General features: G+C 46.2%; 28 protein-coding genes. All 28 read left to right on the top strand.

What is annotated here, in order from left to right; genetic code table 11:
- The first annotated feature begins 3 nt into the window (after positions 1-3).
- Positions 4-1,050: a flagellar motor switch protein FliM gene (fliM, locus tag LMH68_RS03760; RefSeq protein WP_017060676.1), complete on the top strand. Its 1,047-nt coding sequence runs from the start codon at positions 4-6 to the stop codon at positions 1,048-1,050.
- 29 nt (positions 1,051-1,079) lie between these two features.
- A complete protein-coding gene (gene fliN / locus LMH68_RS03755) occupies positions 1,080-1,490 on the top strand; it encodes a flagellar motor switch protein FliN (RefSeq protein WP_004739851.1) in 411 nt (136 codons plus the stop codon).
- Entirely contained in the window at positions 1,490-1,930 is a 441-nt protein-coding gene (fliO, locus tag LMH68_RS03750) for a flagellar biosynthetic protein FliO (protein ID WP_017060675.1), read from the top strand. Before fliN ends, fliO begins: the two co-directional genes overlap by 1 nt.
- Positions 1,917-2,846, top strand: coding sequence for a flagellar type III secretion system pore protein FliP (fliP, locus tag LMH68_RS03745; protein ID WP_017064117.1), 930 nt, complete (start codon positions 1,917-1,919; stop codon positions 2,844-2,846). The genes fliO and fliP overlap by 14 nt, the downstream gene beginning before the upstream one ends.
- A gap of 11 nt (positions 2,847-2,857) precedes the next feature.
- Positions 2,858-3,127 carry a flagellar biosynthesis protein FliQ gene (fliQ, locus tag LMH68_RS03740; RefSeq protein WP_029235191.1) on the top strand — a complete coding sequence of 90 codons (270 nt, stop codon included), beginning with the start codon at positions 2,858-2,860 and terminating at the stop codon, positions 3,125-3,127.
- Positions 3,128-3,133: 6 nt separating this feature from the next.
- Positions 3,134-3,916, top strand: coding sequence for a flagellar biosynthetic protein FliR (gene fliR, locus LMH68_RS03735; RefSeq protein ID WP_017060672.1), 783 nt, complete (start codon positions 3,134-3,136; stop codon positions 3,914-3,916).
- A gap of 9 nt (positions 3,917-3,925) precedes the next feature.
- On the top strand, positions 3,926-5,056 hold the full coding sequence (flhB, locus tag LMH68_RS03730) for a flagellar biosynthesis protein FlhB (protein ID WP_017064116.1): 1,131 nt from the start codon (positions 3,926-3,928) through the stop codon (positions 5,054-5,056).
- Between the two features lie 210 nt (positions 5,057-5,266).
- Entirely contained in the window at positions 5,267-7,366 is a 2,100-nt protein-coding gene (gene flhA / locus LMH68_RS03725) for a flagellar biosynthesis protein FlhA (protein WP_017064115.1), read from the top strand.
- A 27-nt stretch (positions 7,367-7,393) separates the two neighbouring features.
- Positions 7,394-8,956, top strand: a complete 1,563-nt coding sequence (gene flhF, locus LMH68_RS03720; RefSeq protein ID WP_029235190.1) for a flagellar biosynthesis protein FlhF — start codon at positions 7,394-7,396, stop codon at positions 8,954-8,956.
- Between the two features lie 13 nt (positions 8,957-8,969).
- Positions 8,970-9,857 carry a MinD/ParA family protein gene (locus tag LMH68_RS03715; RefSeq protein WP_017060668.1) on the top strand — a complete coding sequence of 296 codons (888 nt, stop codon included), beginning with the start codon at positions 8,970-8,972 and terminating at the stop codon, positions 9,855-9,857.
- A complete protein-coding gene (locus LMH68_RS03710; protein ID WP_017060667.1) occupies positions 9,850-10,584 on the top strand; it encodes an RNA polymerase sigma factor FliA in 735 nt (244 codons plus the stop codon). Before LMH68_RS03715 ends, LMH68_RS03710 begins: the two co-directional genes overlap by 8 nt.
- Before the next feature lie 42 nt (positions 10,585-10,626).
- Positions 10,627-10,995 carry a chemotaxis response regulator CheY gene (cheY, locus tag LMH68_RS03705; protein ID WP_016767062.1) on the top strand — a complete coding sequence of 123 codons (369 nt, stop codon included), beginning with the start codon at positions 10,627-10,629 and terminating at the stop codon, positions 10,993-10,995.
- 105 nt (positions 10,996-11,100) lie between these two features.
- Positions 11,101-11,832 (top strand): protein phosphatase CheZ, encoded by a 732-nt coding sequence (locus LMH68_RS03700; protein WP_017064113.1) that lies wholly within the window; start codon positions 11,101-11,103, stop codon positions 11,830-11,832.
- A 9-nt stretch (positions 11,833-11,841) separates the two neighbouring features.
- Positions 11,842-14,034, top strand: coding sequence for a chemotaxis protein CheA (locus tag LMH68_RS03695; RefSeq protein ID WP_017064112.1), 2,193 nt, complete (start codon positions 11,842-11,844; stop codon positions 14,032-14,034).
- 13 nt (positions 14,035-14,047) lie between these two features.
- The gene (locus LMH68_RS03690) at positions 14,048-15,172 is read left to right on the top strand and encodes a protein-glutamate methylesterase/protein-glutamine glutaminase (protein WP_229647691.1); all 1,125 of its coding nucleotides are present in this window, start codon (positions 14,048-14,050) and stop codon (positions 15,170-15,172) included.
- 10 nt (positions 15,173-15,182) lie between these two features.
- A complete protein-coding gene (locus LMH68_RS03685) occupies positions 15,183-15,965 on the top strand; it encodes a ParA family protein (protein ID WP_017064111.1) in 783 nt (260 codons plus the stop codon).
- Positions 15,952-17,154 (top strand): chemotaxis protein CheW, encoded by a 1,203-nt coding sequence (locus LMH68_RS03680; RefSeq protein WP_413755528.1) that lies wholly within the window; start codon positions 15,952-15,954, stop codon positions 17,152-17,154. Before LMH68_RS03685 ends, LMH68_RS03680 begins: the two co-directional genes overlap by 14 nt.
- A 72-nt stretch (positions 17,155-17,226) precedes the next feature.
- Positions 17,227-17,721, top strand: a complete 495-nt coding sequence (locus tag LMH68_RS03675; protein WP_017064109.1) for a chemotaxis protein CheW — start codon at positions 17,227-17,229, stop codon at positions 17,719-17,721.
- Positions 17,721-18,233 (top strand): DUF2802 domain-containing protein, encoded by a 513-nt coding sequence (locus LMH68_RS03670; protein ID WP_229647693.1) that lies wholly within the window; start codon positions 17,721-17,723, stop codon positions 18,231-18,233. Before LMH68_RS03675 ends, LMH68_RS03670 begins: the two co-directional genes overlap by 1 nt.
- A gap of 278 nt (positions 18,234-18,511) precedes the next feature.
- Positions 18,512-19,129, top strand: a complete 618-nt coding sequence (gene ccmA, locus LMH68_RS03665) for a cytochrome c biogenesis heme-transporting ATPase CcmA (RefSeq protein WP_229647694.1) — start codon at positions 18,512-18,514, stop codon at positions 19,127-19,129.
- A gap of 1 nt (position 19,130) precedes the next feature.
- The gene (gene ccmB, locus LMH68_RS03660) at positions 19,131-19,799 is read left to right on the top strand and encodes a heme exporter protein CcmB (RefSeq protein ID WP_017060658.1); all 669 of its coding nucleotides are present in this window, start codon (positions 19,131-19,133) and stop codon (positions 19,797-19,799) included.
- A 148-nt stretch (positions 19,800-19,947) separates the two neighbouring features.
- Positions 19,948-20,688 carry a heme ABC transporter permease gene (locus LMH68_RS03655; protein WP_017068974.1) on the top strand — a complete coding sequence of 247 codons (741 nt, stop codon included), beginning with the start codon at positions 19,948-19,950 and terminating at the stop codon, positions 20,686-20,688.
- Between the two features lie 14 nt (positions 20,689-20,702).
- Positions 20,703-20,909, top strand: a complete 207-nt coding sequence (ccmD, locus tag LMH68_RS03650) for a heme exporter protein CcmD (RefSeq protein ID WP_017060656.1) — start codon at positions 20,703-20,705, stop codon at positions 20,907-20,909.
- Positions 20,906-21,388 carry a cytochrome c maturation protein CcmE gene (gene ccmE / locus LMH68_RS03645; RefSeq protein ID WP_017060655.1) on the top strand — a complete coding sequence of 161 codons (483 nt, stop codon included), beginning with the start codon at positions 20,906-20,908 and terminating at the stop codon, positions 21,386-21,388. Before ccmD ends, ccmE begins: the two co-directional genes overlap by 4 nt.
- Positions 21,385-23,355 carry a heme lyase CcmF/NrfE family subunit gene (locus LMH68_RS03640; protein ID WP_136979573.1) on the top strand — a complete coding sequence of 657 codons (1,971 nt, stop codon included), beginning with the start codon at positions 21,385-21,387 and terminating at the stop codon, positions 23,353-23,355. The genes ccmE and LMH68_RS03640 overlap by 4 nt, the downstream gene beginning before the upstream one ends.
- Positions 23,356-23,360: 5 nt before the next feature.
- Entirely contained in the window at positions 23,361-23,912 is a 552-nt protein-coding gene (locus tag LMH68_RS03635) for a DsbE family thiol:disulfide interchange protein (RefSeq protein WP_017060653.1), read from the top strand.
- Positions 23,909-24,400: a cytochrome c-type biogenesis protein gene (locus tag LMH68_RS03630; protein ID WP_229647695.1), complete on the top strand. Its 492-nt coding sequence runs from the start codon at positions 23,909-23,911 to the stop codon at positions 24,398-24,400. Before LMH68_RS03635 ends, LMH68_RS03630 begins: the two co-directional genes overlap by 4 nt.
- Positions 24,400-25,620, top strand: a complete 1,221-nt coding sequence (gene ccmI / locus LMH68_RS03625; RefSeq protein ID WP_017071950.1) for a c-type cytochrome biogenesis protein CcmI — start codon at positions 24,400-24,402, stop codon at positions 25,618-25,620. Before LMH68_RS03630 ends, ccmI begins: the two co-directional genes overlap by 1 nt.
- The last annotated feature ends 46 nt before the right edge of the window (positions 25,621-25,666 follow it).

Genomic DNA, 25,666 nt, shown 5'->3' with positions numbered 1-25,666 from the left:
TTTGTGACCGATTTATTAAGCCAAGACGAAATTGATGCGCTGTTACATGGCGTTGATGATGTTGAAGAAGTTGAAGATGTCTTAGAAACCGAAAATGACAATGCGGTCAATTTCGACTTCTCATCTCAAGATCGAATCGTCCGTGGTCGAATGCCGACCCTTGAACTTATTAACGAGCGCTTCGCACGTCATATGCGTATCAGCTTGTTTAATATGTTACGTAAAACGGCTGAAGTGTCGATCAACGGCGTACAGATGATGAAGTTTGGTGAGTACCAAAACACATTGTATGTACCCACCAGTTTAAACATGGTTCGTTTCCGTCCATTGAAAGGTACGGCACTCATCACCATGGAAGCTCGTCTGGTTTTCATTCTCGTAGAGAACTTTTTTGGCGGTGATGGTCGTTTCCACGCCAAGATTGAAGGTCGTGAATTCACGCCTACTGAAAGACGAATCATTCAGTTACTGCTGAAAATTGTTTTTGAAGATTACAAAGAAGCTTGGTCGCCAGTGATGGGGGTTGAGTTTGAATACTTGGATTCCGAAGTGAACCCAAGTATGGCGAACATTGTGAGCCCAACCGAAGTGATTGTTGTGAGTTCGTTCCACATTGAAGTGGATGGCGGTGGTGGTGACTTCCACGTTGTCATGCCTTACTCCATGGTTGAGCCGATCCGTGAACTGCTTGATGCGGGTGTTCAATCAGACAAGATGGAAACCGATGTTCGTTGGAGTACCGCACTGCGTGATGAGATCATGGATGTGCCCGTCAATTTCCGCGTGAATTTGCTAGAGCAAGATATTTCCCTTCGTGATCTGATGGAGCTGCGCCCTGGTGATGTTATCCCAATGAACATGCCTGAGCACGCAACCATGTTTGTCGAAGAACTGCCGACTTATCGTGTGAAAATGGGCCGTTCTGGTGAGAAGCTTGCAGTACAGATTTCGGAAAAAATTCAAAGACCACATGTGGTTAAAACTGATCTCGCTTTTCTAGGTAAAGACTTATTGTCTGAGCTCGAAAACAGTGATGATGACGACGAATAGTAAAATAGATAAAAGTATAGGAATTGGTAATGGAACCTAGTGAAGATCAAAAGCTAGCAGACGAATGGGCTGCAGCACTTGGTGAAGATCCTTCAGCGCCGTCAATTGATGTTGATGATGTGCTTGCGGCACCACTTGATGAGCTAACCGATTCATCATCTCCGATTTCTGAAGATGAGCGTCGTAAGCTGGATACCATTATGGATATTCCAGTGACTATTTCGATGGAAGTTGGTCGCTCTCAGATCAGTATCCGTAATTTACTTCAGTTGAACCAAGGTTCGGTTGTTGAGCTAGATAGAATTGCTGGTGAGTCACTGGATGTGATGGTAAACGGTACCTTGATTGCTCACGGTGAAGTGGTTGTAGTAAACGACAAGTTTGGTATTCGCTTGACTGACGTTATTAGCCAGACAGAACGAATTAAGAAGCTGCGTTAATGAGCTTTTTGTCTCAAAGACTTGCGGGCTCTTTTCTCGGAATGACAGGTTTGTTACGAGGAATCTTGGGAGTAGGGCTATTAACGGCTCCTTCCATTGCCTTTGCAGCAACACCGCCTTCTCTCGATTTAGCGACCACCTTTGGGTCGCTAATTTTCGTTATAGCCTTCATTTTATTTATTGCTTGGCTACTCAAGCGAATGCAAGTACCTGCGATGTCGAATCAACAAGGTTTGGCGATTGTTAGGCAAATCCCTGTTGGTACTAAAGAGCGTATCGCTATTGTGCAAGCGGGTGATGAACAGTTCTTGGTAGGGATTACCACACAATCGATTCAGCTGATCTCTAAGCTCGATAAACCTCTTACTCAGGAGATGCTGGAAAAAAGTACATTTTCAAGTCAGCTTTCCCAGCTAATAAAAAAAGATGCAAACAAGTAACGGACTTTTGAACTCCTCTTACTTTCACCAAGCCGGAGCTTTCCGAGCGGTGAAAGTGTGGTTGGTTCAGCTTATTCTCCTATGCTCAATCGTATTCAGTGTGTCGGTATTTGCACAAGCTGAAGACGGCACCGTCATTCCTGCGAATACCGCTGGCTCGGAATCGGTCACTATCAGCACGATGGAACAAGACCAAGCCAAATCGACAACCATGACCACGGGCAGCTTGACTGGCAATGGTGGCGGCATACCTGCCTTTACCATGACAACCAATGCCAATGGCGGTGAAGACTACTCGATTAACCTGCAAATTCTCGCGTTAATGACCATGCTTGGCTTCTTGCCGGCGATGGTGATTTTGATGACATCGTTCACTCGTATTGTGGTTGTGATGTCTATCTTGCGTCAGGCGATGGGTCTACAACAAACACCGTCTAACCAAGTCATTATTGGTATCGCGATATTCTTGACCTTCTTCATCATGTCGCCAGTGATTAATCAAGTTAACGAACAAGCAGTTCAGCCTTATCTTAATGAACAGATATCGGCACGACAGGCATTTGATGTTGCCCAAAAACCGATTAAATCCTTCATGCTCAAGCAGACTCGAATCAAAGATCTTGAAACCTTTGTTGAGATTTCTGGCGCGGAAGTGACTAACCCTGAAGATGTTTCGATGGCGGTTCTGATTCCAGCATTTATCACATCGGAATTAAAAACGGCTTTCCAAATCGGATTTATGCTGTTCTTGCCTTTCCTAATCATCGACTTGGTGGTGGCATCGGTATTGATGGCTATGGGTATGATGATGTTGTCACCGATGATTGTATCGCTGCCGTTTAAGTTGATGCTGTTTGTTCTTGTTGATGGCTGGAACTTGATACTCTCCACACTCGCCGGCAGTTTTGCCTTGTAGCTGGGGGAATAATGAATCCTGAAATATTCGTAGAGTTGTTCCGAGATGCCCTTTGGATGGTATTAATCATGGTTTGCGCCATCATTATTCCTAGCCTGCTGATCGGTTTGGTTGTGGCTGTTTTCCAAGCTGCGACCTCAATCAACGAACAAACCCTGAGTTTCCTGCCGCGTTTGATCGTAACTTTGTTGGCGTTGATGCTATTCGCACACTGGATGACCCAGATGATGATGGAGTTCTTTTTTGAGCTCATCGAACGCTTGCCGCAAGTTCTGTATTAAACCGATATGGAATACCCAACGAGCCTTGTACTAGAGTGGTTAGCCAATTATTTTTGGCCATACACTCGCATCTCAGCGATGCTGATGGTGATGACGGTAACAGGGGCACGCTTCGTGTCGCCGCGTATTCGTCTGTATTTAGGCTTGGCGATCACTTTTGCGGTGATGCCTGCGATTCCGGCCGTTCCCAAAGAGATTGAACTTCTGTCCTTTCAAGGCTTCCTGACTGTCTTCGAGCAAATTGTGATTGGCGTGGCCATGGGTTTTGTTACCCAGTTCATGATTCAAACCTTTGTTATGCTGGGTCAGATCCTCGGTATGCAATCGAGCTTGGGTTTTGCATCAATGGTCGACCCGGCTAACGGGCAAAATACGCCGGTACTTGGTCAGCTGTTCATGCTGCTAGCGACCATGTTTTTTTTGGCGACCGATGGTCACTTGAAAATGCTGCAGCTGGTGGTGTTTAGTTTTAAGACCTTGCCGATTGGCAGTGGCTCTCTAACCTCTGTGGATTTTCGAGAGCTCGCATTGTGGCTCGGTATCATGTTCAAAACAGCACTGGCGATGTCCTTATCGGGGATTATCGCGCTGCTAACGATTAACCTTTCTTTTGGTGTAATGACGCGTGCGGCACCTCAATTAAACATCTTTTCTTTGGGTTTTGCATTTGCGCTACTCGTGGGTCTGTTACTTTGTTGGTACATCCTTGGCGGCTTGTATAGTCACTATGAGCTATTCTGGATGCAGGGCGAACAACAGATATGTCGTCTAATCCGGTTAGATTGCTAGGAGACTGAAATGGCAGAGTCAGACGGTCAAGAACGCACAGAAGACGCCACGCCCAAACGCTTGCAACAGGCCAAAGAGAAAGGGCAGGTTGCAAGGTCAAAAGAGCTAGCGTCAGCATCGGTATTAATTGTCGGTGCGATTGCTTTAATGTGGTTTGGCGAATCGATGGCGAAGGCTTTGTTCGAGGCGATGCAACGCCTGTTCTCTTTGAGTCGCGACGAGATCTTTGACACTAACAAACTCCTAGAAATCGCTGGTGGTGCACTGGTGAACCTGCTGTTCCCGCTGTTTTTGATACTGATAACTTTGTTTGTTGCTGCCGTCATCGGCGCTGCGGGTGTCGGTGGGATTAACTTCTCAATGCAAGCGGCGATGCCAAAGGCGTCTAAGCTCAACCCACTCAGTGGTATCAAGCGTATGTTTGGCCTGCAAAGTTGGGTTGAACTGCTCAAGTCTATTCTTAAAGTAGCGCTCGTATCGGGGATGGCGATTTATCTGATTCAAGCCTCTCAGCATGATTTAATGCAGCTGAGCATGGACGTCTATCCACAAAACATCTTCCATGCCTTGGATATCTTGCTCAACTTTATTCTGTTGATCAGTTGTTCTTTGTTGATTGTTGTGGCGATTGATATCCCATTCCAGATTTGGCAACACGCTGATCAGCTGAAGATGACCAAACAAGAAGTCAAAGACGAATTCAAAGACACTGAAGGTAAGCCGGAAGTGAAAGGCCGAATTCGTATGCTTCAAAGGGAAGCGGCTCAGCGTCGCATGATGGCTGATGTCCCTCAAGCGGATGTGATTGTGACCAACCCGGAACACTTTTCAGTGGCGCTGCGCTATAAGCAGAATCAAGACAAAGCACCAATTGTGGTTGCTAAAGGTGTCGACCACATGGCGATGAAGATCCGAGAGATTGCGCGTGAAAATGACATCTATATCGTTCCAGCGCCGCCATTGGCGAGGGCGCTTTATCATACCACTGAGCTAGAACAACAAATTCCTGACGGTCTGTTTACAGCAGTTGCACAAGTGCTTGCATATGTTTTCCAGCTTAAACAGTACCGAAAACGAGGTGGTGAGCGACCAAAGCTGCAAGATTCTAATATGCCGATCCCACCTGATTTACGTCATTAGATCAATTGCTTGAGCTCTGCGTGATGAACCCTGATAATAGCGAGCTAGCTAATCTTCCTTTTATAGAGGTGATGGCGATAATTTGACGTGAGATGTTGGTACAGTGTTTGCTGTAGTAGCCTGAACATTATAAGCCCATAGCAAACAGCCCTGACTAAGACCTAATCCACTTGTTCAGAGAGCTACAACATAGCGAAACTGTCTAGATTTATGAAATTCTCCCTGCCTTTTGTGGACAAGCTACCTAAAATCCCTAACCGTGCCATGCCTGCGATTGGTGCACCTGTTATGGTACTTGCAACGCTTGCTATGGTGGTGTTGCCCATTCCAGCTTTCTTGTTGGATATGTTCTTCACCTTCAATATTGCACTGTCTATGGTTGTGCTATTGGTATCGGTTTATACCCGCAGGCCTTTAGATTTCGCTGCATTCCCGACCGTCCTGCTGATTGCGACTCTACTTCGATTGGCCTTGAACGTTGCTTCGACACGTGTGGTATTGCTCCATGGTCACGAAGGTGGCGACGCGGCAGGTAACGTGATTGAAGCCTTCGGTAACGTGGTTATCGGTGGTAACTACGCGGTTGGTTTAGTGGTGTTCTTGATTCTTATGATCATCAACTTCATGGTTGTAACCAAAGGTGCGGGTCGTATCTCGGAAGTAAGCGCGCGTTTCACGTTAGACGCCTTACCGGGTAAACAGATGGCAATCGATGCCGACTTGAACGCAGGTTTGATCGACCAAGACCAAGCGCGTCTGAGACGTTTTGAAGTCACCAAAGAAGCTGACTTCTACGGTTCCATGGACGGTGCTTCTAAGTTTGTTAAAGGCGATGCGATCGCTGGTATCTTAATCTTATTCATCAACATCATTGGTGGCTTGAGCATTGGTATGGCTCAGTTTGATCTTGGTTTTGGTGAAGCAATCGAAATCTACACGCTACTGACTATCGGTGATGGTCTGGTTGCACAAATTCCATCTCTATTACTGTCTATTGCAGCTGCGATGATGGTAACGCGCCAAAATACTGATGAAGATATGGGTGAGCAACTTGTCTTCCAGATGTTCGACAATCCAAAAGCCTTGATGATCACCGCCGCCATCCTTGGCATCATGGGTATTGTTCCGGGTATGCCACATTTCTCGTTCTTGAGCCTTGCCATCGTTGCAGGCGCGGGGGCGTATTACATCGATAAAAAGAACAAGAAGAAGGCGGAAGAGCCTAACCTTCCGGCGACAGTTGAAGCGAATGGAGAAGTAGGCTCTCAGAAGGAGCTCTCTTGGGATGATGTTCAACCTGTCGATATTATTGGTTTAGAAGTGGGTTACCGTTTAATTCCTTTGGTTGATAGAGACCAAGGTGGTGAATTGCTTGAACGCGTTAAAGGTGTGCGTAAAAAGCTGTCTCAAGACTTTGGTTTCTTGATCCCAGCGGTACACATTCGCGATAACCTAGAACTGACACCAAACAGCTACCGTATTACCCTGATGGGTGTTGCTGTGGGTGAAGCTGAGATTAAGCCAGACATGGAGCTCGCGATTAACCCGGGCCAAGTCTATGGCATGATCGATGGCGAGCCGACGATTGACCCTGCCTTTGGCCTTGAAGCGGTTTGGATTCGTGAAGAGCAGCGTGAACACGCACAAGCTCTAGGTTATACCGTTGTAGATTCTTCTACAGTACTGGCGACACACCTTAGCCAGCTGCTAACCAACAACGCATCGCAGCTCATTGGCCACGAAGAAGTTCAGAACTTACTTGAGATGCTCAGCCGCTCAACACCTAAGCTGGTGGAAGGTTTTGTACCGGATCAATTGCAGTTGGGTGTGGTTGTGAAAGTGCTACAGAACCTGCTGAATGAAGCGATTCCAATTCGTGACATTCGAACCATAGTCCAAACTTTGTCGGAGTATTCAGGTAAGAGTCAAGAACCTGACATACTTACTGCGGCGGTTCGCATCTCATTGAAACGATTAATTGTTCAGGAAATCAATGGTATAGAGCCCGAGTTACCAGTGATAACCTTGATTCCTGAGCTGGAACAAATCTTGCATCAAACCATGCAGGCATCCGGCGGAGAATCTGCTGGTATTGAACCTGGTTTAGCCGAACGTTTACAGACCTCTCTCAGCCACGCTACACAAGAGCAAGAGCTGAAAGGTGAGCCCGCGGTACTATTGACCTCTGGCGTGTTGCGTTCGACTCTGGCTAAGTTCGTGAAGAACACGATCCCAAGCTTGCGAGTCTTGTCTTACCAAGAAATACCGGACGAAAAGCAGATACGTATAGTACAAGCTGTTGGTAATTAAGCCGCCTAATTAGAACGGACAATCGAATTGAAAATTAAACGATTTTTTGCAAAAGATATGCGAACGGCTCTGCTCCAAGTTAAAGAAGAACTTGGTTCAGAAGCGGTGATCATGTCTAACAAAAAGGTCGCAGGTGGCGTGGAAATTGTTGCCGCTATTGATGGCGAATCCAGCCCGTCGACAGCGAGCCAGAGATTAAATAAACCTCAGCAGCCTGCACAAAGCCAATATACGCAAATGGCCGCGCCCGCAGCTCCTGCTGGGCGACGTCAACTAGACGATGACAAGGTTAGCCTACAGTCGAATGTTGAAGGTGGACGCTCAATGACTAAGCGCTTTGCGAATATGCTTAAGCAATACAGTCATGGCGCCGATGATGAGCCACAGCATCGTGCAGAAAATGAAGATTCATTGTCAGCATTGCTCAATCGCCAATCAAGCACGGGCCATAAGCCTCATAGTCATCAGACTCAAAGCAATTTGCAGTCTCATGGCCATCAGCAATCTCACGGTAACCAACAGTCTCACGGAAATCTTGATTCTGCATTTGCTCGTGAAACGGGTTTGTCTAAGTTGATTGCTGAAGACCGCAGAGTAGAGCGCCCGACACCTCGCTTGGATCCTACCCGTTATGATCGTGGTCGAGAGAACACTCAGTCCAAAGGTTCTGATACTGAAATGGAAACGATGCGCGAAGAGATGACCTCAATTCGTCGTCTGTTAGAGCATCAAGTTTCTGGGTTGATGTGGCAAGAAGTTGAGCGCCGTGAACCACTGAGAGCCATGCTTATTAAGCGCCTTGAACGTATGGGTGTATCTGCAGAGCTTGCCGATCAAATGGCTTGCTACATTCCTGAAGATACTAAACCTGCACGTGCATGGAAGGCTCTGTTAGCTCTGGTTGCTGACCAAATCTCCGTTACACAAAAAGATATTTTAAAACGCGGCGGTATTGTGGCTCTACTTGGCCCAACCGGCGTGGGTAAAACAACGACTGTTGCAAAGCTAGCTGCACGTGCTGCCATGGAATATGGCGCTGATAACGTCGCACTAGTGACAACTGACACATATCGTATAGGTGCACATGAGCAGTTATCGATCTACGGCCGAATTATGGGTTGTCCTGTAAGAGTTGCTAAAGATTCTAGCGAACTGGCCGATGTAATATATCAGTTACGTAATCGTCGCCTGATTCTGGTCGATACTGCAGGCATGGGACAACGAGATGTTCGCCTATCTGAGCAGTTAGACACATTGATGCAAGAGAGTGGTTCCGTTATCAATAGCTACCTTGTGTTGCCTGCAACCGCGCAACGCAAAGTGCTGCAAGAAACAATTGAACACTTTAGAAGAATCCCGTTGTCGGGATGCATCATGACTAAGCTGGATGAATCCCTAAGTCTAGGTGAATTCATCAGTGTCGTAATACAAAATGCATTACCAGTTGCTTACATAGCAAATGGTCAACGAGTTCCTGAAGATATCGTTATAGCTCAGCCAAAGTACATGATTGCTAAGGCTAATGAGCTATTAGAAAAATCTACAGAGAATGAACCTCATTACTGGAATAGCGATTCTGAAGGGCTCTAGGCGGCGGATAAATATGAATGAAAATATGATACATGACCAAGCTAGCGGCCTCCGTCGCTTAACCAAGCCTTCACTCACAAAAGTTATCGCTGTAACCGGTGGTAAGGGAGGCGTTGGTAAATCTAATGTGACGTTAGGTATGGCTATTTGCATGGCGCGCCAAGGCAAAAAAGTCATGGTGCTAGATGCCGATTTAGGACTAGCGAACGTCGATATCATGCTAGGTATTCGTTCTAAACGAAACCTTGGGCATGTGTTGGCTGGCGAATGTGAACTTAAGGATGCGATTGTCGAAGGGCCGCACGGAATTAAAATTATTCCAGCGACATCGGGCACTCAAAGCATGACTGAACTTTCACACGCACAGCATGCTGGTTTGATTCGCGCATTCGGTTCGCTTGAAGACGAGATGGATATCTTGTTGGTTGATACCGCAGCCGGTATTTCGGACATGGTGATCAGCTTCTCAAGAGCGGCGCAAGACGTGGTTGTCGTGGTATGTGATGAACCTACCTCGATCACGGATGCATATGCTTTGATTAAGCTTTTAAGCAGAGAACACCAAGTTCAGCGATTCAAAGTTGTTGCAAATATGGTCAGAAGCTACCGCGAAGGCCGAGAATTATTTGCAAAGTTGACTTTGGTCACAGAGCGCTTCTTGAATGTGAGCCTCGAACTCGTAGCATGTATTCCTTTAGATGATAAAGTACGTCAATCAGTCAAGAGACAGAAAATCGTAGTCGATGCGTTTCCTCGCTCTCCAGCTGCATTGGCAATCAGCTCTTTGGCTAACAAAGCCTTGACCTGGCCAATACCAAAAACACCGAGCGGACACTTGGAGTTCTTTGTTGAAAGGCTGCTGAATCGTACTGAATTTATAGAGGAACCATTTGGTGAATAAAGCGCTTACTTACGACCAACACGCTAATCACAATAGCCAACAGGCTTTTTTTGAGAAGTACTCTGTGTTGGTTAAACGTATCGCTCATCACTTGTTGGGGCGATTACCGCCTAATGTATTGGTTGATGACTTAATTCAAGCTGGCATGATCGGCTTGATTGAAGCGCAACAAAACTATGATGGTACCAAAGGCGCAAGCTTTGAGACGTATGCTGGTATTCGGATTCGCGGGGCAATGTTGGATGACATTCGCCGTGGGGACTGGGTGCCGAGATCGGTTCATAAGAACAATCGAGAAATCAGCAGTGCAATTGCGGAATTAGAGGGTATCCTCAACCGCGACCCGAGTGATGCCGAAGTGGCAAAACACATGGGGCTCAGTTTAGAGCAGTATCACAGTGCTTTAACTGACATTAATTGCTCAAGACTGGTTGGAATTGAAGATTTAGGCGTCTCAGATGATGTAATATCTCCGAATGAAGACTCTCAAGATAATACGCCTTTTCAAGGGGTTGCTGATGAGTCATTCCGCCAAGCTTTGATCGATTCGATAAAACAACTTCCGGAAAGGGAAGGCCTTGTGCTTTCGCTTTATTACGACGAAGAACTCAATTTAAAAGAGATTGGGGAAGTGTTAGGTGTCAGCGAATCTCGTGTCAGCCAAATACTGAGCCAATCTATGCAGCGTTTACGCACTAAGTTAAGTGCTTGGACACAGAACGACTAACAACACTGATCCTATTCAGTGGAGGCTAATTTGAACAAAAACATGAAAATTCTCATTGTTGATGATTTTTCAACGATGCGCCGAATTGTTAAAAACCTACTTCGCGATTTAGGTTTCAACAACACTCAAGAAGCAGATGATGGCTTGACCGCGTTACCTATGCTGAAAAAAGGCGAATTTGATTTCGTGGTAACTGACTGGAACATGCCAGGCATGCAAGGGATTGACCTGCTTAAACACATTCGCGCAGACGCAGAACTTAAGCACCTTCCAGTGCTTATGATCACAGCTGAAGCGAAGCGTGAGCAGATCATCGAAGCTGCGCAAGCGGGTGTTAATGGTTACATTGTGAAGCCTTTCACTGCTGCAACGCTGAAAGAGAAACTTGATAAGATTTTTGATCGCTTATAAGCATCAATAAATTTAGGCACTTCTAGGTAAACACTGACTGATAAGTTATCTGTTTATCTCGATAGCCTAAGCGCACAAAGTATGCGGAGTAAGGCCGAATTCAGGATGATTTCATTAGAACAAGCAAAAAAATTAGTAGAGCTGCTTGAGAACGATGAGCAGCAAAATGCTGATTCTCTTGTGAGAAGCATTTATGAAGATAACTTTAGTCTTCAAGACAATCCAATGCTTCAAGAAATAGGAAGTCTGACACGCGACCTCCACGACTCTTTGACTCAATTCAATTTCGATGAACGCATCAGCGTTATCGCAAATGACGAAATCCCTGATGCAAGGGATCGCCTTCAGTATGTCATTGATAAAACGGAAGTTGCGGCAAATAAGACGATGGACGCTGTCGATCGCTGTATGCCAATCGCAGACAACCTACACGAGTGTTTACTTCAAGTAAGGCCTCAATGGAATGAACTGATGCATGGCCGCATTGAGCTGGCACAATTTAAAGCTTTATGTCACCGCATTGATGGATTGCTTGTCCAAGTAGAAGGCGACAGTACTGAACTACGCGGACAATTGACTGAAATCTTGATGGCTCAGGATTTCCAAGATTTAACTGGGCAGATAATCAGCAAAGTTATTACCTTGGTGAATGAGGTGGAAGGACGTTTGGTCGAGATTCTCACGGTATTCGGTGCGAATCAAAAAGAGCCAACTCCAGAGTCAGAGAAGAAAGCATCGATTGCGCCTGAAGGTCCAATTATGAACCCAGAAGAGCGCGAAGACGCTGTCGCATCTCAAGATGAAGTCGACGATTTGTTATCCAGTCTTGGATTTTAAAGGTAACGTATGAGCTACGATTTAGACGAAGATATTCTTCAGGACTTTTTAGTCGAAGCAGGAGAGATCCTTGAACTCCTATCAGAACAACTGGTAGAGCTTGAGAATAACCCTGACGACAAAGACCTATTAAATGCTATTTTCCGTGGTTTCCATACAGTAAAAGGTGGTGCTGGTTTCCTAGCATTAACTGAGCTGGTGGATACTTGTCATGGTGCTGAGAATGTGTTCGACATTCTGCGAAACGGCCAACGCAGCGTAACATCAGGTTTGATGGATACCATGCTGCAGGCGCTAGATACAGTCAATGTACAGTTTCGCGCCGTGCAAGATCAGGAACCTTTAGTGCCAGCCGACCAATCTTTATTGGATGAACTTCACCGTCTCTGTAAACCAGAGTCTGCGGATGAAGTGGCACCAGTAGAAGCGCCTGCACCTATTATCCCTGAACCTGTTGTTGCAGCGCCTGAGCCTGTTATTGCTCCGGAACCTACTGCTGAAAGCTCAAACATCAATGCATCTTCAGTCGATGATATCTCTGAAGATGAGTTTGAACGCTTGCTTGATGAGCTTCACGGTAAAGGTGGTTCACCAACAGCGCCTTCTGCACCAACACCGCCGCCAGCACCCGCTGCACCTCAGTCTGTTGCTGACAGTGGTGATATTACTGATGACGAATTTGAAAAGTTATTAGATGAATTGCACGGTGCGGGTAAGAGCCCGACAGCGGCAAGTTCAACGCCTCCTCCACCGCCAACGCCGCCAGCAGCACCTGTTTCGGCGATGTCTGAAGGCGATGATCTGATGACTGACGAAGAGTTCGAGAAGTTACTTGACCAACTACATGGCTCAGGTAATGGACCTTCGATTGAAGAATTGGATGCTGCGACTAAGCCAGCAGAAGTTAAGGCAGTAGCACCTCAAGCTGCGCCTAAACCTGCTGCGCCAGTTGCCGTTAAAGCTGAGCCAAAACCGAGCGCTCCAGCAAAAGCTGAAGTTAAAGTGCCGGCTAAGAAGCAACAAGCTGAAGCAACAGTTCGTGTTGATACATCAACACTGGACACCATCATGAACATGGTGGGTGAACTGGTATTGGTGCGTAACCGACTAGTCAGCCTAGGCCTCAACAGCAACGACGAAGAAATGTCGAAAGCTGTCTCTAACTTAGATGTTGTTACTGCAGACCTTCAAGGTGCGGTAATGAAGACTCGTATGCAGCCGATCAAGAAAGTATTTGGTCGCTTCCCACGAGTTGTCCGTGACCTTGCTCGTAGCTTGAAGAAAGACATCGTTCTTGAAATGCGTGGCGAAGAAACGGACCTTGATAAAAACTTAGTAGAAGCACTTGCTGATCCCCTGATTCACTTGGTGAGAAACTCTGTCGATCATGGTATTGAAATGCCAAACGACCGTGTTGCTGCGGGTAAATCACAAACGGGTAAAGTGATTCTGTCTGCCTCTCAAGAAGGTGACCACATTGAACTGGCTATCGTTGATGACGGTGGCGGTATGGACCCTGATAAGCTTCGTGCTATCGCGGTTAAACGTGGCCTGATGGATGAAGATGCAGCGTCTCGCTTATCAAATAAAGAGTGTTTTAACCTGATTTTTGCTCCTGGCTTCTCAAGCAAAGAGCAGATCTCGGATATCTCTGGTCGTGGTGTGGGTATGGACGTTGTGAAAACAGCGATCAACACACTGAACGGCTCTATTGATATTGATTCAGAAATGGGACAGGGCACCAAGATCACCATCAAGGTTCCACTAACCCTAGCGATTCTACCAACCTTGATGGTCGGTGTTGCAGGTCACCCATTTGCATTGCCATTGGCATCGGTTAACGAGATTTTCCACCTAGATTTAAGCCGCACAAACGTGGTTGATGGTCAGCTGACGATCATCGTTCGCGATAAGTCTATTCCGTTGTTCTACTTGCAAAACTGGCTTGCACCTAAAGCGGGTATTGTTGAACTGCGCAAAGGACACGGCCATGTTGTTATCGTGCAACTTGGTAGCCAACGTGTTGGTTTTGTTGTCGATACGCTGATCGGTCAAGAAGAAGTAGTCATCAAGCCGCTTGATAAGCTTCTGCAAGGCACGCCAGGAATGGCAGGCGCGACAATTACAAGTGACGGACACATTGCATTGATTCTAGATGTGCCGGACTTGTTGAAGCAGTACGCAGCAGCGTCAAGAATTTAATTTAAGGATAAATATGGCGATTAAAGTATTAGTCGTTGATGATTCGAGTTTTTTTCGTCGTCGCGTTAGCGAGATCATCAACTCAGAGGCTCGCCTAGAAGTCATTGATGTTGCAGTAAACGGTAAAGAAGCCGTTGAGAAAGCGAAACAGCTAAGACCTGACGTAATCACTATGGACATTGAAATGCCTGTCATGGACGGTATCACTGCCGTTCGTGAGATCATGGCCGCGTCTCCAACGCCTATTTTGATGTTTTCATCGTTAACGCATGATGGAGCGAGAGCAACGTTAGATGCGTTAGATGCAGGTGCTCTCGACTTCTTACCTAAGAAGTTTGAAGATATTGCACGTAACCGCGACGATGCAGTTGCATTGCTTCAACAGCGAGTGATTCAGATTGCTGCAAAGCGTGCATTTATGCGTCGTGCTCCTATTGTGCCGAGAGCGACAGCAACGACTTCAACATCTACGCCATTACGCCAACCAATTTCAACAACAGCTGCGACTTCCACAGCGAAGCCTGCGGTTGCATCAACGGCGAAATTCAGAGCGTCAGGTAAGAAGTATCAATTAACAGCAATTGGTACGTCGACTGGCGGCCCTGTTGCTCTACAGAAGATTTTGACTCGCATCCCTGCACACTACCCACATCCAATTGTGTTAGTTCAGCATATGCCAGCAACATTCACAGCGGCTTTTGCTAGTCGCTTGAACACCTTGTGTAAGATTGAAGTTCGCGAAGCGCAAGACGGTGATGTGTTAAAACCTGGCGTGGCGTATCTTGCTCCAGGTGGTAAACAGATGATGGTTGATGGCCGCGCAGGGTCTGCACGTCTAAGAATTATCGATGGCGGCGACCGCATGAACTACAAGCCTTGTGTGGATGTCACATTCGGCTCTGCAGCGAAGATCTACGGCGACAAAGTGTTGTCTATGATCCTGACTGGTATGGGCGCAGATGGTCGAGAAGGTTCGCGTATGTTGAAAACTGCGGGCTCGACAATTTGGGCACAAGACGAAGATAGCTGTGTTGTATATGGTATGCCTCAAGCTGTAGCAAAAGCTGGCATTTCTACTGAAGACCTCCCTCTAGACCGTATCGCGGAAAGGATCTTGGTCGAAGTTGGGTTAGCTTAGGTAAATCGAAATGATTGTTTGGAGTGTTGCAAACCAAAAAGGTGGTGTTGGTAAAACGACCACGACCGTGACTCTAGCAGGTTTACTTGCGTTGAAGGGGCACCGTGTTCTGTTGGTTGATACTGACCCACATGCATCACTGACCACCTATCTGGGTTACGATTCAGATACGGTGGAATCGAGCCTGTTTGATCTGTTCCAGCTGCGTGAATTTAACGCGCAGACGGTAAGACCTTTGCTTTTACAAACGGAAGTCGAAGGTATCGATATTATCCCTGCGCATATGTCTTTGGCGACATTAGACCGTGTAATGGGAAATCGAAGCGGCATGGGGTTGATCTTGAAGCGTGCTTTGGCCGCTTTAAAAGATGACTACGACTATGTGTTGATCGATTGCCCGCCAATTCTTGGTGTGATGATGGTCAATGCATTGGCTGCAAGCGATCGTATATTGATTCCGGTACAGACGGAATTTTTGGCGATGAAGGGCTTAGAGCGCATGATTCGCACTTTGACCATTATGCAGAAGTCGCGCAAAACACCGTTTAAGGTGACGATTGTCCCGACGATGTACGACAAGCGAACCAAAGCCTCACTGCAAACATTAACGCAGCTCAAAGATGATTACCCAAACCAAGTTTGGACGTCTGCTGTGCCGATTGATACCAAGTTTCGAGATGCGAGCCTAAAGCGCTTGCCAGCCTCTCATTTTGCATCGGGTAGCCGTGGTGTATTTGCTTATAAACAGTTGCTTATTTATCTCGAAAGGTTGGCGATAAATGAGCGCGAATAAAGAATCAACATTGGCGCAGCCAAGTCTCTCCAGTGAACAAGCACTGGATGATTATTTTACTGCGCTGTTAGGTGATGAAAGCTTTGAATCTGACGATTTTTTTGTTGACGAGTCGAGCGACGAATCACAATCTGAAGAGCCAGAGCCAGAGCCAGAGCCAGAGCCAGAGCCAGAGCCAGAGCCAGAGCCAGAGCCAGAGCCAGAGCCAGAGCCAGAGCCAGAGCCAGAGCCAGAGCCAGAGCCAGAGCCAGAGCCAGAGCCAGAGCCAGAGCCAGAGCCAGAGCGCCAATTTTCGAGTCACCACTCTAGCTACGCAGAAATACGCGCGGCTGAGTTTGAGGTTCCTAACCTTGAAGATGTTCAGAAACTACTCAGCCGTTTAGAGGCGACCAATGTTGTTGATGAACTGAACCTTGATGAGTTGATGGATCAGAACACCCAGAAAATCGCCCAGCAAGCAGACATGCAAATGTTTGATGCCGCGGTTGAGTCTGTTCAAGTGTTCGAAGAGCCAGAGATTCAGGATTGGAATCTTCCAGAACCCGATTTATCAATTGTTGTAGAGCCACCTGTTGAATCGCAGCAAATTGAAGAGTTACAAGCTGAATCGTTGGAGACGGAACAAGTAGAAGTTAAGGCTGTTGAGCCTGAACTTGACGTTCCTGATCCCGAGACAGTTATTGAACCCGAAACTCAAGCAGGAGGTGCTGACCAGTTTACCTCTTGGGAAAGTACGGTTCGCAAAGAAGACTTTCAAGTCTTGTATTTTGATGTAAACGGCGTGACCTTTGCGGTGCCACTTGATGAGCTTGGCGGCATCCATCGCCTTGAAGAGTTAAGTCATATCATTGGTAAGCCAGCTTGGTATTTGGGTTTACAAACCAACCGTGATAGTCAGCTAGATGTGGTCGACACCGCAAAATGGGTGATGTCTGAGAAACTATCAGGTGACGAATACAAAGAAAACTATCAATATATAGTGATGCTTGGAGAGAGCTTGTGGGGCCTGGCGGGCACAGAGCTCAAAGGCACCGAGCTACTTAATACAGACAAAGTACGTTGGCGAGAAATGGCAGGGAAACGCCCATGGCTCGCTGGTATGGTAAAAGAAAAAATGTGTGCTTTGATTCATGTTGAAGCATTAATCGCCATGCTAAACGCAGGGCTAGATGTAAAAGCATTAAGCTAGTAATAAGCATTGGGCTAACAATAAGCATCAAGTTAATAATAGTGGTCGGTAACGACGGCAAGAGGATTATCTATGTCTCATATGAGTGAAGTTGAAGTAAGAAAAGAGCAAACGAATGATGAAGTACTTCAATGGGTGACTTTCCAGCTAGAAGAAGAAACTTACGGCATCAACGTAATGCAAGTACGTGAAGTACTACGTTACAGCGAAATTGCTCCAGTACCGGGTGCTCCAGATTACGTTCTAGGTATTATTAACCTACGTGGTAACGTTGTTACTGTTATCGACACTCGTTCTCGCTTTGGTTTGATGCAAGGTGAAATCACAGACAACACTCGTATCATCGTTATTGAATCTGAGCGTCAAGTAATTGGCATTCTAGTAGATAGCGTTGCTGAAGTGGTTTACCTGCGTTCTTCTGAAATCGACACAACGCCAAGTGTTGGTACTGATGAAAGTGCTAAGTTCATCCAAGGTGTAAGTAACCGAGATGGCAAGCTACTTATCTTAGTAGATCTAAACAAACTACTAAGCGAAGACGAATGGGATGAGATGGCTCACCTGTAATGTTTGAAGCGCTTCCTTTAAGCCCTGTCGCTCTGATATCAGGCGTTGGGGTTTTTACGTTATTTATCCTGATTTTGATTAGCAAAGTAAAACGTGCGATTCAAAAGCAGCTCGATCAGTCACGCCTGCAAGTTCGTAACTTGGACAAAGAGCTTCAAAAATCGAGTAAGCAATTACTTGAGGTTCGCTCTGTTGTGGTTGGCCTTGGCCAGAAAGCGACTGAACAACAAGATCTTATCAAACATTTGAATGAACGTATTGTTGAGCTGGAACATGCGGATACCGATGGACGTTTGTACACACGTGCAACGAAAATGGTTCAGCTTGGCGCTGGGATTAACGAGTTAATTGAAGAATGTGAATTACCCAAAGCAGAAGCTGAGCTGATGATGTCTCTGCAGAACAAGCTTGCTGGTAAAGAGAAAATTCCTTCATTACGAAGCGACCCTTCATCGTACGATCAGCAACCCGATGCCTCTCGCGATCGCAGAGACCCGCCTCGACGTCGTTAAATTGAGCGCTTAATTCGTATTGAGCAATTGATGTTTATTACGTATTCCTCTTAAAAGAAGCTTCGGCTTCTTTTTTTATGCCTGTCCGATCTATATAGAACGATGTTTATAAGTGCTTGTATCTACGACAATATCTTGTTTGTTGATGAAAATGTGTAAATTGTGATGAGGTGGTAACAGTTTCTTACCGACTTTGTTCTATCGAAAACGCCTAGTCCTGTTTTGTCACCATGTTGGTGTGCTACTATAGCGCTCTCATTACTCGACTAAATTTACCTATGCTAGAAGTCTCAAATTTAACTGCTATTCGTGACGACAGGATTCTGTTTGAATCGTTGTCTTTTCAATTGAAACCAGGTGAGCTGGTTCAAGTTGAAGGTCGTAACGGTACCGGGAAAACGACACTCCTTAGGATTATTACTGGCTTAGGCGATCGCGATGACGGCACTATCTCTTGGAACGGTGAGTCTATTGAATCGAGTCGAGATGTTTATCATCAAAATTTACTTTTTCTTGGTCACCAAACAGGCGTAAAGCGCGAGCTTAGTGCTTATGAGAATCTGAGCTTTTATCAGTCGATTCACAGTGGCGGTACCAGCAAAGAAGAGCTTTATCACGCGCTGGCTCAAGTCGGGCTTGCGGGCAGAGAAGACGTACCTGCGGGGCAACTTTCAGCAGGCCAACAACGCCGAGTTGCGTTGGCTCGCCTTTGGTTGAGCAAGCAAATGTTGTGGATTCTTGATGAGCCGCTGACTGCCATTGATAAGCAGGGCGTGAAAGTTCTCGAATCTCTTTTTTCTCAGCATGCAGACAACGGTGGCATTGTGTTGTTAACCACACACCAAGATATGTTTGCTGATAGCCCGAAACTAAGAAAAATAAAGTTGGGTGAGTAATATGATCTCTTCAATGACCACGATTATCCGACGCGAACTGCTTATCGCGTTTCGACGTCAAGCGGATATCTTTAACCCTTTGTGGTTCTTCATCATTGTTATCACGCTTTTCCCTTTGAGTATTGGTCCAGAGCCAAACCTACTTGCGCGTATTGCTGCGGGTATTGTTTGGGTGGCCGCTTTGCTCTCTGCATTGCTCTCTTTAGAGCGTCTTTTCCGTGATGATTTTCAAGATGGCGCCCTTGAACAGATGATGCTGATGCCAATCCCGTTGCAGTTGGTAGTATTGTCCAAAGTCATAGCACACTGGTTGTTGACCGGGTTACCATTGATTTTAATCAGCCCATTATTGGCTGTTTTGTTGTCTTTAGATTTTGATACATGGCTCTCAGTTGTGTTGACCTTGCTGGTAGGAACACCCGCATTGAGTTTTATTGGTGCGATTGGTGTTGCGTTAACCGTTGGGTTACAGAAGGGCGGAGTCCTGTTAAGCCTGTTAATCTTGCCGCTTTACATCCCCATTTTAATCTTCGCGACGTCAGCAATTGACGCTGCGGCTTTGGGCGTTGCATACAACGGTCAATTGGCGGTGCTTGGGGCAATGTTAATGGGTGCGATGACTATGACGCCTTTTGCGATCAGTGCCGCACTTAGAGTAAGTGTGAACTGATTGGGGTTCCGTTATCGTATAGCCAATGTGAACCAAATGTGTCGATTGGACTCATAGAGTCAATAAAACTGAAAGCAAGACAAATAAAATTATTATAATTATAGCTTTAATAGCTGTAAGCAATATGAAGTAAGAGTGAGATTACAACATGTGGAAATGGCTCCATCCCTATGCCAAAGCAGAAACCTCTTATCAGCTTGCTGGTAAACTTTTGCCATGGTTTTCGATCCTAGCGCTATTGTGTCTATCCGTCGGTACCGTGTGGGGGCTTGCATTTGCGCCTTCTGATTACCAACAAGGCGATAGCTTCCGTATCATCTACATCCATGTTCCGTCTGCAATCTGGTCGATGGGCGTTTACATGTCGATGGCGATTGCTGCCTTTATCGGTTTGGTATGGCAGGTAAGGCTATCAGACATGGCCGCACTGGCGATGGCACCGATTGGCGCTGTGTTTACCTTCATTGCGTTACTAACTGGCGCAGTTTGGGGTAAACCAATGTGGGGTGCTTGGTGGGTTTGGGATGCGCGTTTAACCTCAGAGCTGATTCTTCTATTCCTATACTTGGGTGTGATCGCACTACACCACGCTTTTGACGACCAAAAAACAGCAGCGAAAGCGGCAGGCATTTTGGCTATCGTTGGCGTGATTAACCTCCCTATCATTCACTTCTCTGTAGAGTGGTGGAATACACTTCATCAAGGCGCGACCATTACTAAGTTCGCAAAACCTTCGATCTCAAGTGATATGCTATGGCCGCTTCTTCTTAACATCTTCGGCTTCGCTTTCTTCTTTGGCGCTTTAACCATGATTCGTTTCCGTAACGAAATCATCAGTAAAGAAAGTCACCGTCCATGGGTTCGCAAGCTTGCGGCTGAAAAAGCGTAGTAGGGTAGGTAATTATGTATTTTGAATCTTTGAGTGATTTCTTAGCCATGGGAGGTTATGCCTCGTATGTCTGGAGTGCATTTGGAATCACATTCCTCGCGATGATCATTTTACTGGTCGTAAGCGTTCGTCGTGGTAAGCAATTACTAAATGAAGTACAAGCTAAGATTGATCGTCAAGCTCGTATCGATGCAGCAAAAAATATGGAGAACACTCTATGAACCCAAGACGTAAAAAGAGGCTGGGCATTGTCTTAGCGATCTTTTTTGGTATCAGTGCGACTGTTGGATTGATGGTTTACGCACTTAACCAGAACATGGATCTGTTCTACACACCAACTGAGCTGGTCAACGGCAAAGATGGTAAAAAGCCTGAGGTTGGCCAACGCCTACGTATTGGTGGCATGGTTGTCGTAGGCTCTGTAAGCCGTGACAACGAATCACTACGTGTAAGCTTCGATTTGGCGGATGTAGGCCCTAAAGTAACAATTCTATACGATGGTATCCTTCCTGATCTTTTCCGTGAAGGCCAAGGTATTGTTGCTCAGGGTGTCCTTAAAAATGCAACGACAATCGAAGCGTTTGAGGTGTTGGCAAAGCACGATGAAGAGTACATGCCTTCTGAAGTTGCGGAAGCAATGAAGAAAACCCATGAGCCTTTGCAATACACGACTGAACAAAAAGAAGGAAATGCTCAATGATAGCCGAGATCGGCCATTTTGCGATGATCCTGTCCTTGGGACTTGCATTGCTGCTAAGCGTGCTCCCATTGTATGGAGCCGCTCGAAATAACACATTATTGATGAACAGCGCACGACCGTTGTCGTGGGGTATGTTCGGATTCTTAGCGATTTCGTTCTTTATCTTGTGTTACGCGTTTTACACAAATGATTTTACGATTCAATACGTAGCAAGTAACTCAAACAGCCAACTACCTTGGTACTACCGAATTACGGCGGTTTGGGGTGCGCACGAAGGTTCATTACTGCTTTGGGTTCTCATCCAAGCGGGTTGGACTGTAGCAGTAGCGACATTCAGTCGTGGTATGCCTCAAGAGTCTGTGGCTCGCGTTTTGGCTATCATGGGTCTGATTACTGTCGGCTTCTTGCTGTTCATTATCGTGACGTCTAACCCGTTCTTACGTACATTGCCTTTCTTCCCTGTTGATGGCCGTGACCTGAACCCACTACTGCAAGATCCGGGTTTGATTATTCACCCGCCAATGCTTTACATGGGTTATGTAGGTTTCTCTGTTGCGTTCTCTTTCGCAATCGCTTCTCTAATGAGTGGTCGTCTTGATACGGCATGGGCTCGTTGGTCGCGTCCTTGGACAATCGCAGCTTGGTTATTCCTAACGGTAGGTATCGCACTAGGTTCATGGTGGGCTTACTACGAACTTGGCTGGGGTGGCTGGTGGTTCTGGGATCCAGTAGAAAACGCTTCATTCATGCCTTGGTTGGCTGGTACTGCTCTAATGCACTCACTAGCGGTAACTGAGAAGCGTGGCACATTTAAAGCTTGGACAGTACTGCTGGCTATCTCTGCATTCTCGCTAAGCTTACTAGGGACATTCTTAGTTCGTTCGGGCATCTTGGTATCGGTTCACGCATTCGCGTCGGATCCTGCTCGTGGTATGTTTATTCTAGGTTTCCTAGTCTTTGTTATCGGTGGTTCACTGCTGTTGTTTGCTATTAAAGGCGCATCGGTTCGTGTTCGCGGTAACTTCGATCTGGTTTCTCGTGAAAACGCACTGCTTGGTAACAACATCTTACTGATTGCAGCGCTTGTCGTTGTGTTAGTAGGTACGCTACTGCCATTAGTTCACAAACAGTTAGGCTTGGGCTCGGTATCTATCGGTGCACCATTCTTTGATATGTTGTTCTTCTGGTTAATGATCCCGTTCTCGTTCCTGCTTGGTATCGGTCCTCTGATCCGATGGAAACGTGACAACCTGTCTAAGCTTGTTAAACCAATGCTGATTTCAGGTGCACTCTCACTTGGCTTGAGTGCGCTAATGGTTGCTCTACTGGCTGACCGCTTCAGTGGTACTGCGTTTGCTGGTTGGGTAATGGCGTTCTGGATCATCTTCATGCACGGCTTTGAGCTGCATGAGCGTGCGACTCACCGTCATACATTCTTGAAAGGTCTAACTAAGCTACCTCGTAGCCACTGGGCAATGATGTGTGGTCACATAGGTTTAGCCGTGACAGTGATTGGTATCGCGATGGTGCAAAACTACAGCATCGAACGTGATGTACGTCTGGCGCCAGGTGAAAGCTACCAGCTTGAAGAATACAGCTTCCTGTTTACAGGGGTTCGTGACAAAGATGGTCCTAACTACGATGGTTACATTGCTGACTTTGAAATTACTAAAGAAGGCAAATACATCAACACGCTTCACGCTGAAAAACGTTTCTACACCACAGCTAAGTCTATGATGACAGAAGCAGCGATTGACCGTGGCGTAACGCGCGACCTTTACATTGCAATGGGTGAACGTTTAGACGACAACAAATCTTGGGCTGTACGTATCTACTACAAACCATTTGTACGTTGGATCTGGGCAGGTTCTTTGATTATGTCGATTGGTGGCGCTATTGCTATCAGTGACCGTCGTTACCGTTTCCGTAAGCCAATCAAAAAGTCGGCTGAAGAGCAGGAGGCTTAATTCGAATGAACAAGAAGATTTTATTCATTCCATTGATTGCGTTCATGGTTCTAGCTGGAATCTTTGCAACGCAATTAATGCGCAACCAGTCGGGCGATGACCCAACTAAGCTAGAATCCGTATTGATTGGTAAGCCTGTTCCTGAGTTTGGTCTAGAAGACTTAGAACAACCAGGTAAGTTTCATGATCAAGCGATCTTTAAAGGCGAGCCACTGCTTCTTAACGTGTGGGCGACTTGGTGTCCTACTTGTTATGCAGAGCACTCTTACCTGAACAAGCTTGCGGATCAAGGCGTTAAGATCATTGGTCTTAACTACAAAGATGATCGCAACAAAGCGGTTGGTTGGCTAAAAGAGTTGGGTAACCCGTACCTAATTAGCCTGTTTGATGGTAATGGCATGCTAGGCCTTGACCTTGGCGTGTATGGCGCGCCTGAAACTTTCCTAATCGATGCTAATGGCGTAGTTCGCTACCGCCATGTTGGTGACGTGAACCCAACCAACTGGGCATCGACGCTTGAGCCGATGTATCAAGAGTTGTTGGAGGAATCGAAATGATTAGAAAGGCACTTATTACTCTATTCGCTACGTTCGCAATTTCAGCGACTGTTTCTGCTGCGCCTATCGAGTTCCATGAATTTGATACCGTAGATCAAGAACAGCAGTTCAAAGAGTTGAGTAATACGCTACGTTGCCCTAAATGTCAGAACAACACGATTGGTGATTCGAACGCTGAGTTAGCGGTCGACTTACGTCAAAAAGTGTACGAGATGACAAAAGACGGTAAGTCGAAGCAAGATATCATTGATTACATGATTGCTCGCTACGGTAACTTTGTGACTTACAATCCACCACTGACACTAGCAACATCGATCCTTTGGATTGGTCCGTTTGCGGTGGTTGTGTTTGGATTTGGCTTGATCATTTTGCGAAGCAGAAAGTCAAAATCAAAAGCAGCAGTAGAGTCAGAGAAAGACTGGGATGCAGACAAAGAAGCTCGCTTAAAAGCGTTACTCGATGAAGAGAACGACGGAGATAAGAAGTAATGACTCTATTTTGGATTTCTACCATTATCCTTTCGCTAGCGGCAATTTTCTTAATTGTTCTGCCTTTCATTAACAAGAAGGCAAACAATGACGAGATGCTTCGCGACGAGTTGAATAAAGCGTTCTATAAAGACCGTCTTGTCGAGTTAGAAGTAGAAGCAGAGGAAGGTCTTGTTGATAACCAACAAGAACTGATCGCTGATTTGAAACAGTCTCTGCTTGATGATGTTCCTGCACAAGAAGAGATGAAGAAAACTCAAATCTCTACGCTTGGTGTGGTTGTACCGTCGATCATTCTTGTCGTGGCTGTGACTTATGGTATGTACTTTAAGTTCGGTGCATTGGACAAAGTTCAACACTGGCAAGAAGTGAGCTCGAACCTTCCTGAGTTGTCTAAAAAGCTAATGTCATCGGAAGGTGGTGCACTAACGGATGATGAACTGGAAGATTTGACTCTGGCGCTTCGTACTCGTCTGCATTACCAACCAAAAGATTCAACAGGTTGGTTACTACTCGGTCGTATTGCACTGGCTAACCGTGATGCTGAAACAGCAAAAGATTCTATGGAGCGAGCTTACAAGCTTGAACCTAAGAATGAAGATGTTCAGTTAGGTTTCGCACAAGCACTGATGCTTTCACCTGATGAAGCGGATCAAAACCAAGCTCGTTTGATTTTGAGCCGTTTGATTCAAAACGATTACGTCGACCTTCGTGTGTTCTCACTGCTAGCGTTCGATGCATTTGAGCGTCAAGACTACCCGGGTGCTGTGAAGTACTGGAGCATCATGCAACAGATGATTGGTCCACAAGACAGTCGCTATGAAATGCTTTCGCGCAGTATTGAAAGTGCTCAGAAGAAAATGGGCGACACTATGGGTGTCGACCAAGGTAAGACTGTTGCTGTAACGCTCGATCTATCTGCAGACGTGAATGCTGACCCTAACTCAGTGTTAATTGTGTCAGTACACAGAGCTGATGGTTCTCCAATGCCTATCGCAGCGGCACGCTACCCACTAGGGACTTTCCCTCGTACGGTTGTGCTAGATGACGGCAACAGCATGCTGGAAGGGCAAGAGCTGTCTAGCCTTGAAACACTGATGGTTAGAGCTAGGCTTGATACAGACGGCAACGTTTCAACTCGCGAAGGTGATTGGTACGGTGAAAGTGAAGTGGTTGAATTGGGCGCTCCAGTTACCATTGATATCAATAAGCAATATTAATCATCACTTTGCATAGGTGTTATCTATTCCGATTTGCAGATAAACG

The organism is Vibrio sp. F13 (assembly GCF_020806305.2).
GTDB classification, from domain to species: Bacteria; Pseudomonadota; Gammaproteobacteria; order Enterobacterales; family Vibrionaceae; genus Vibrio; species Vibrio crassostreae_C.
Note: the sequence above shows the minus strand (reverse complement) of the source record. Positions and strands in the feature narration are given on the sequence as shown.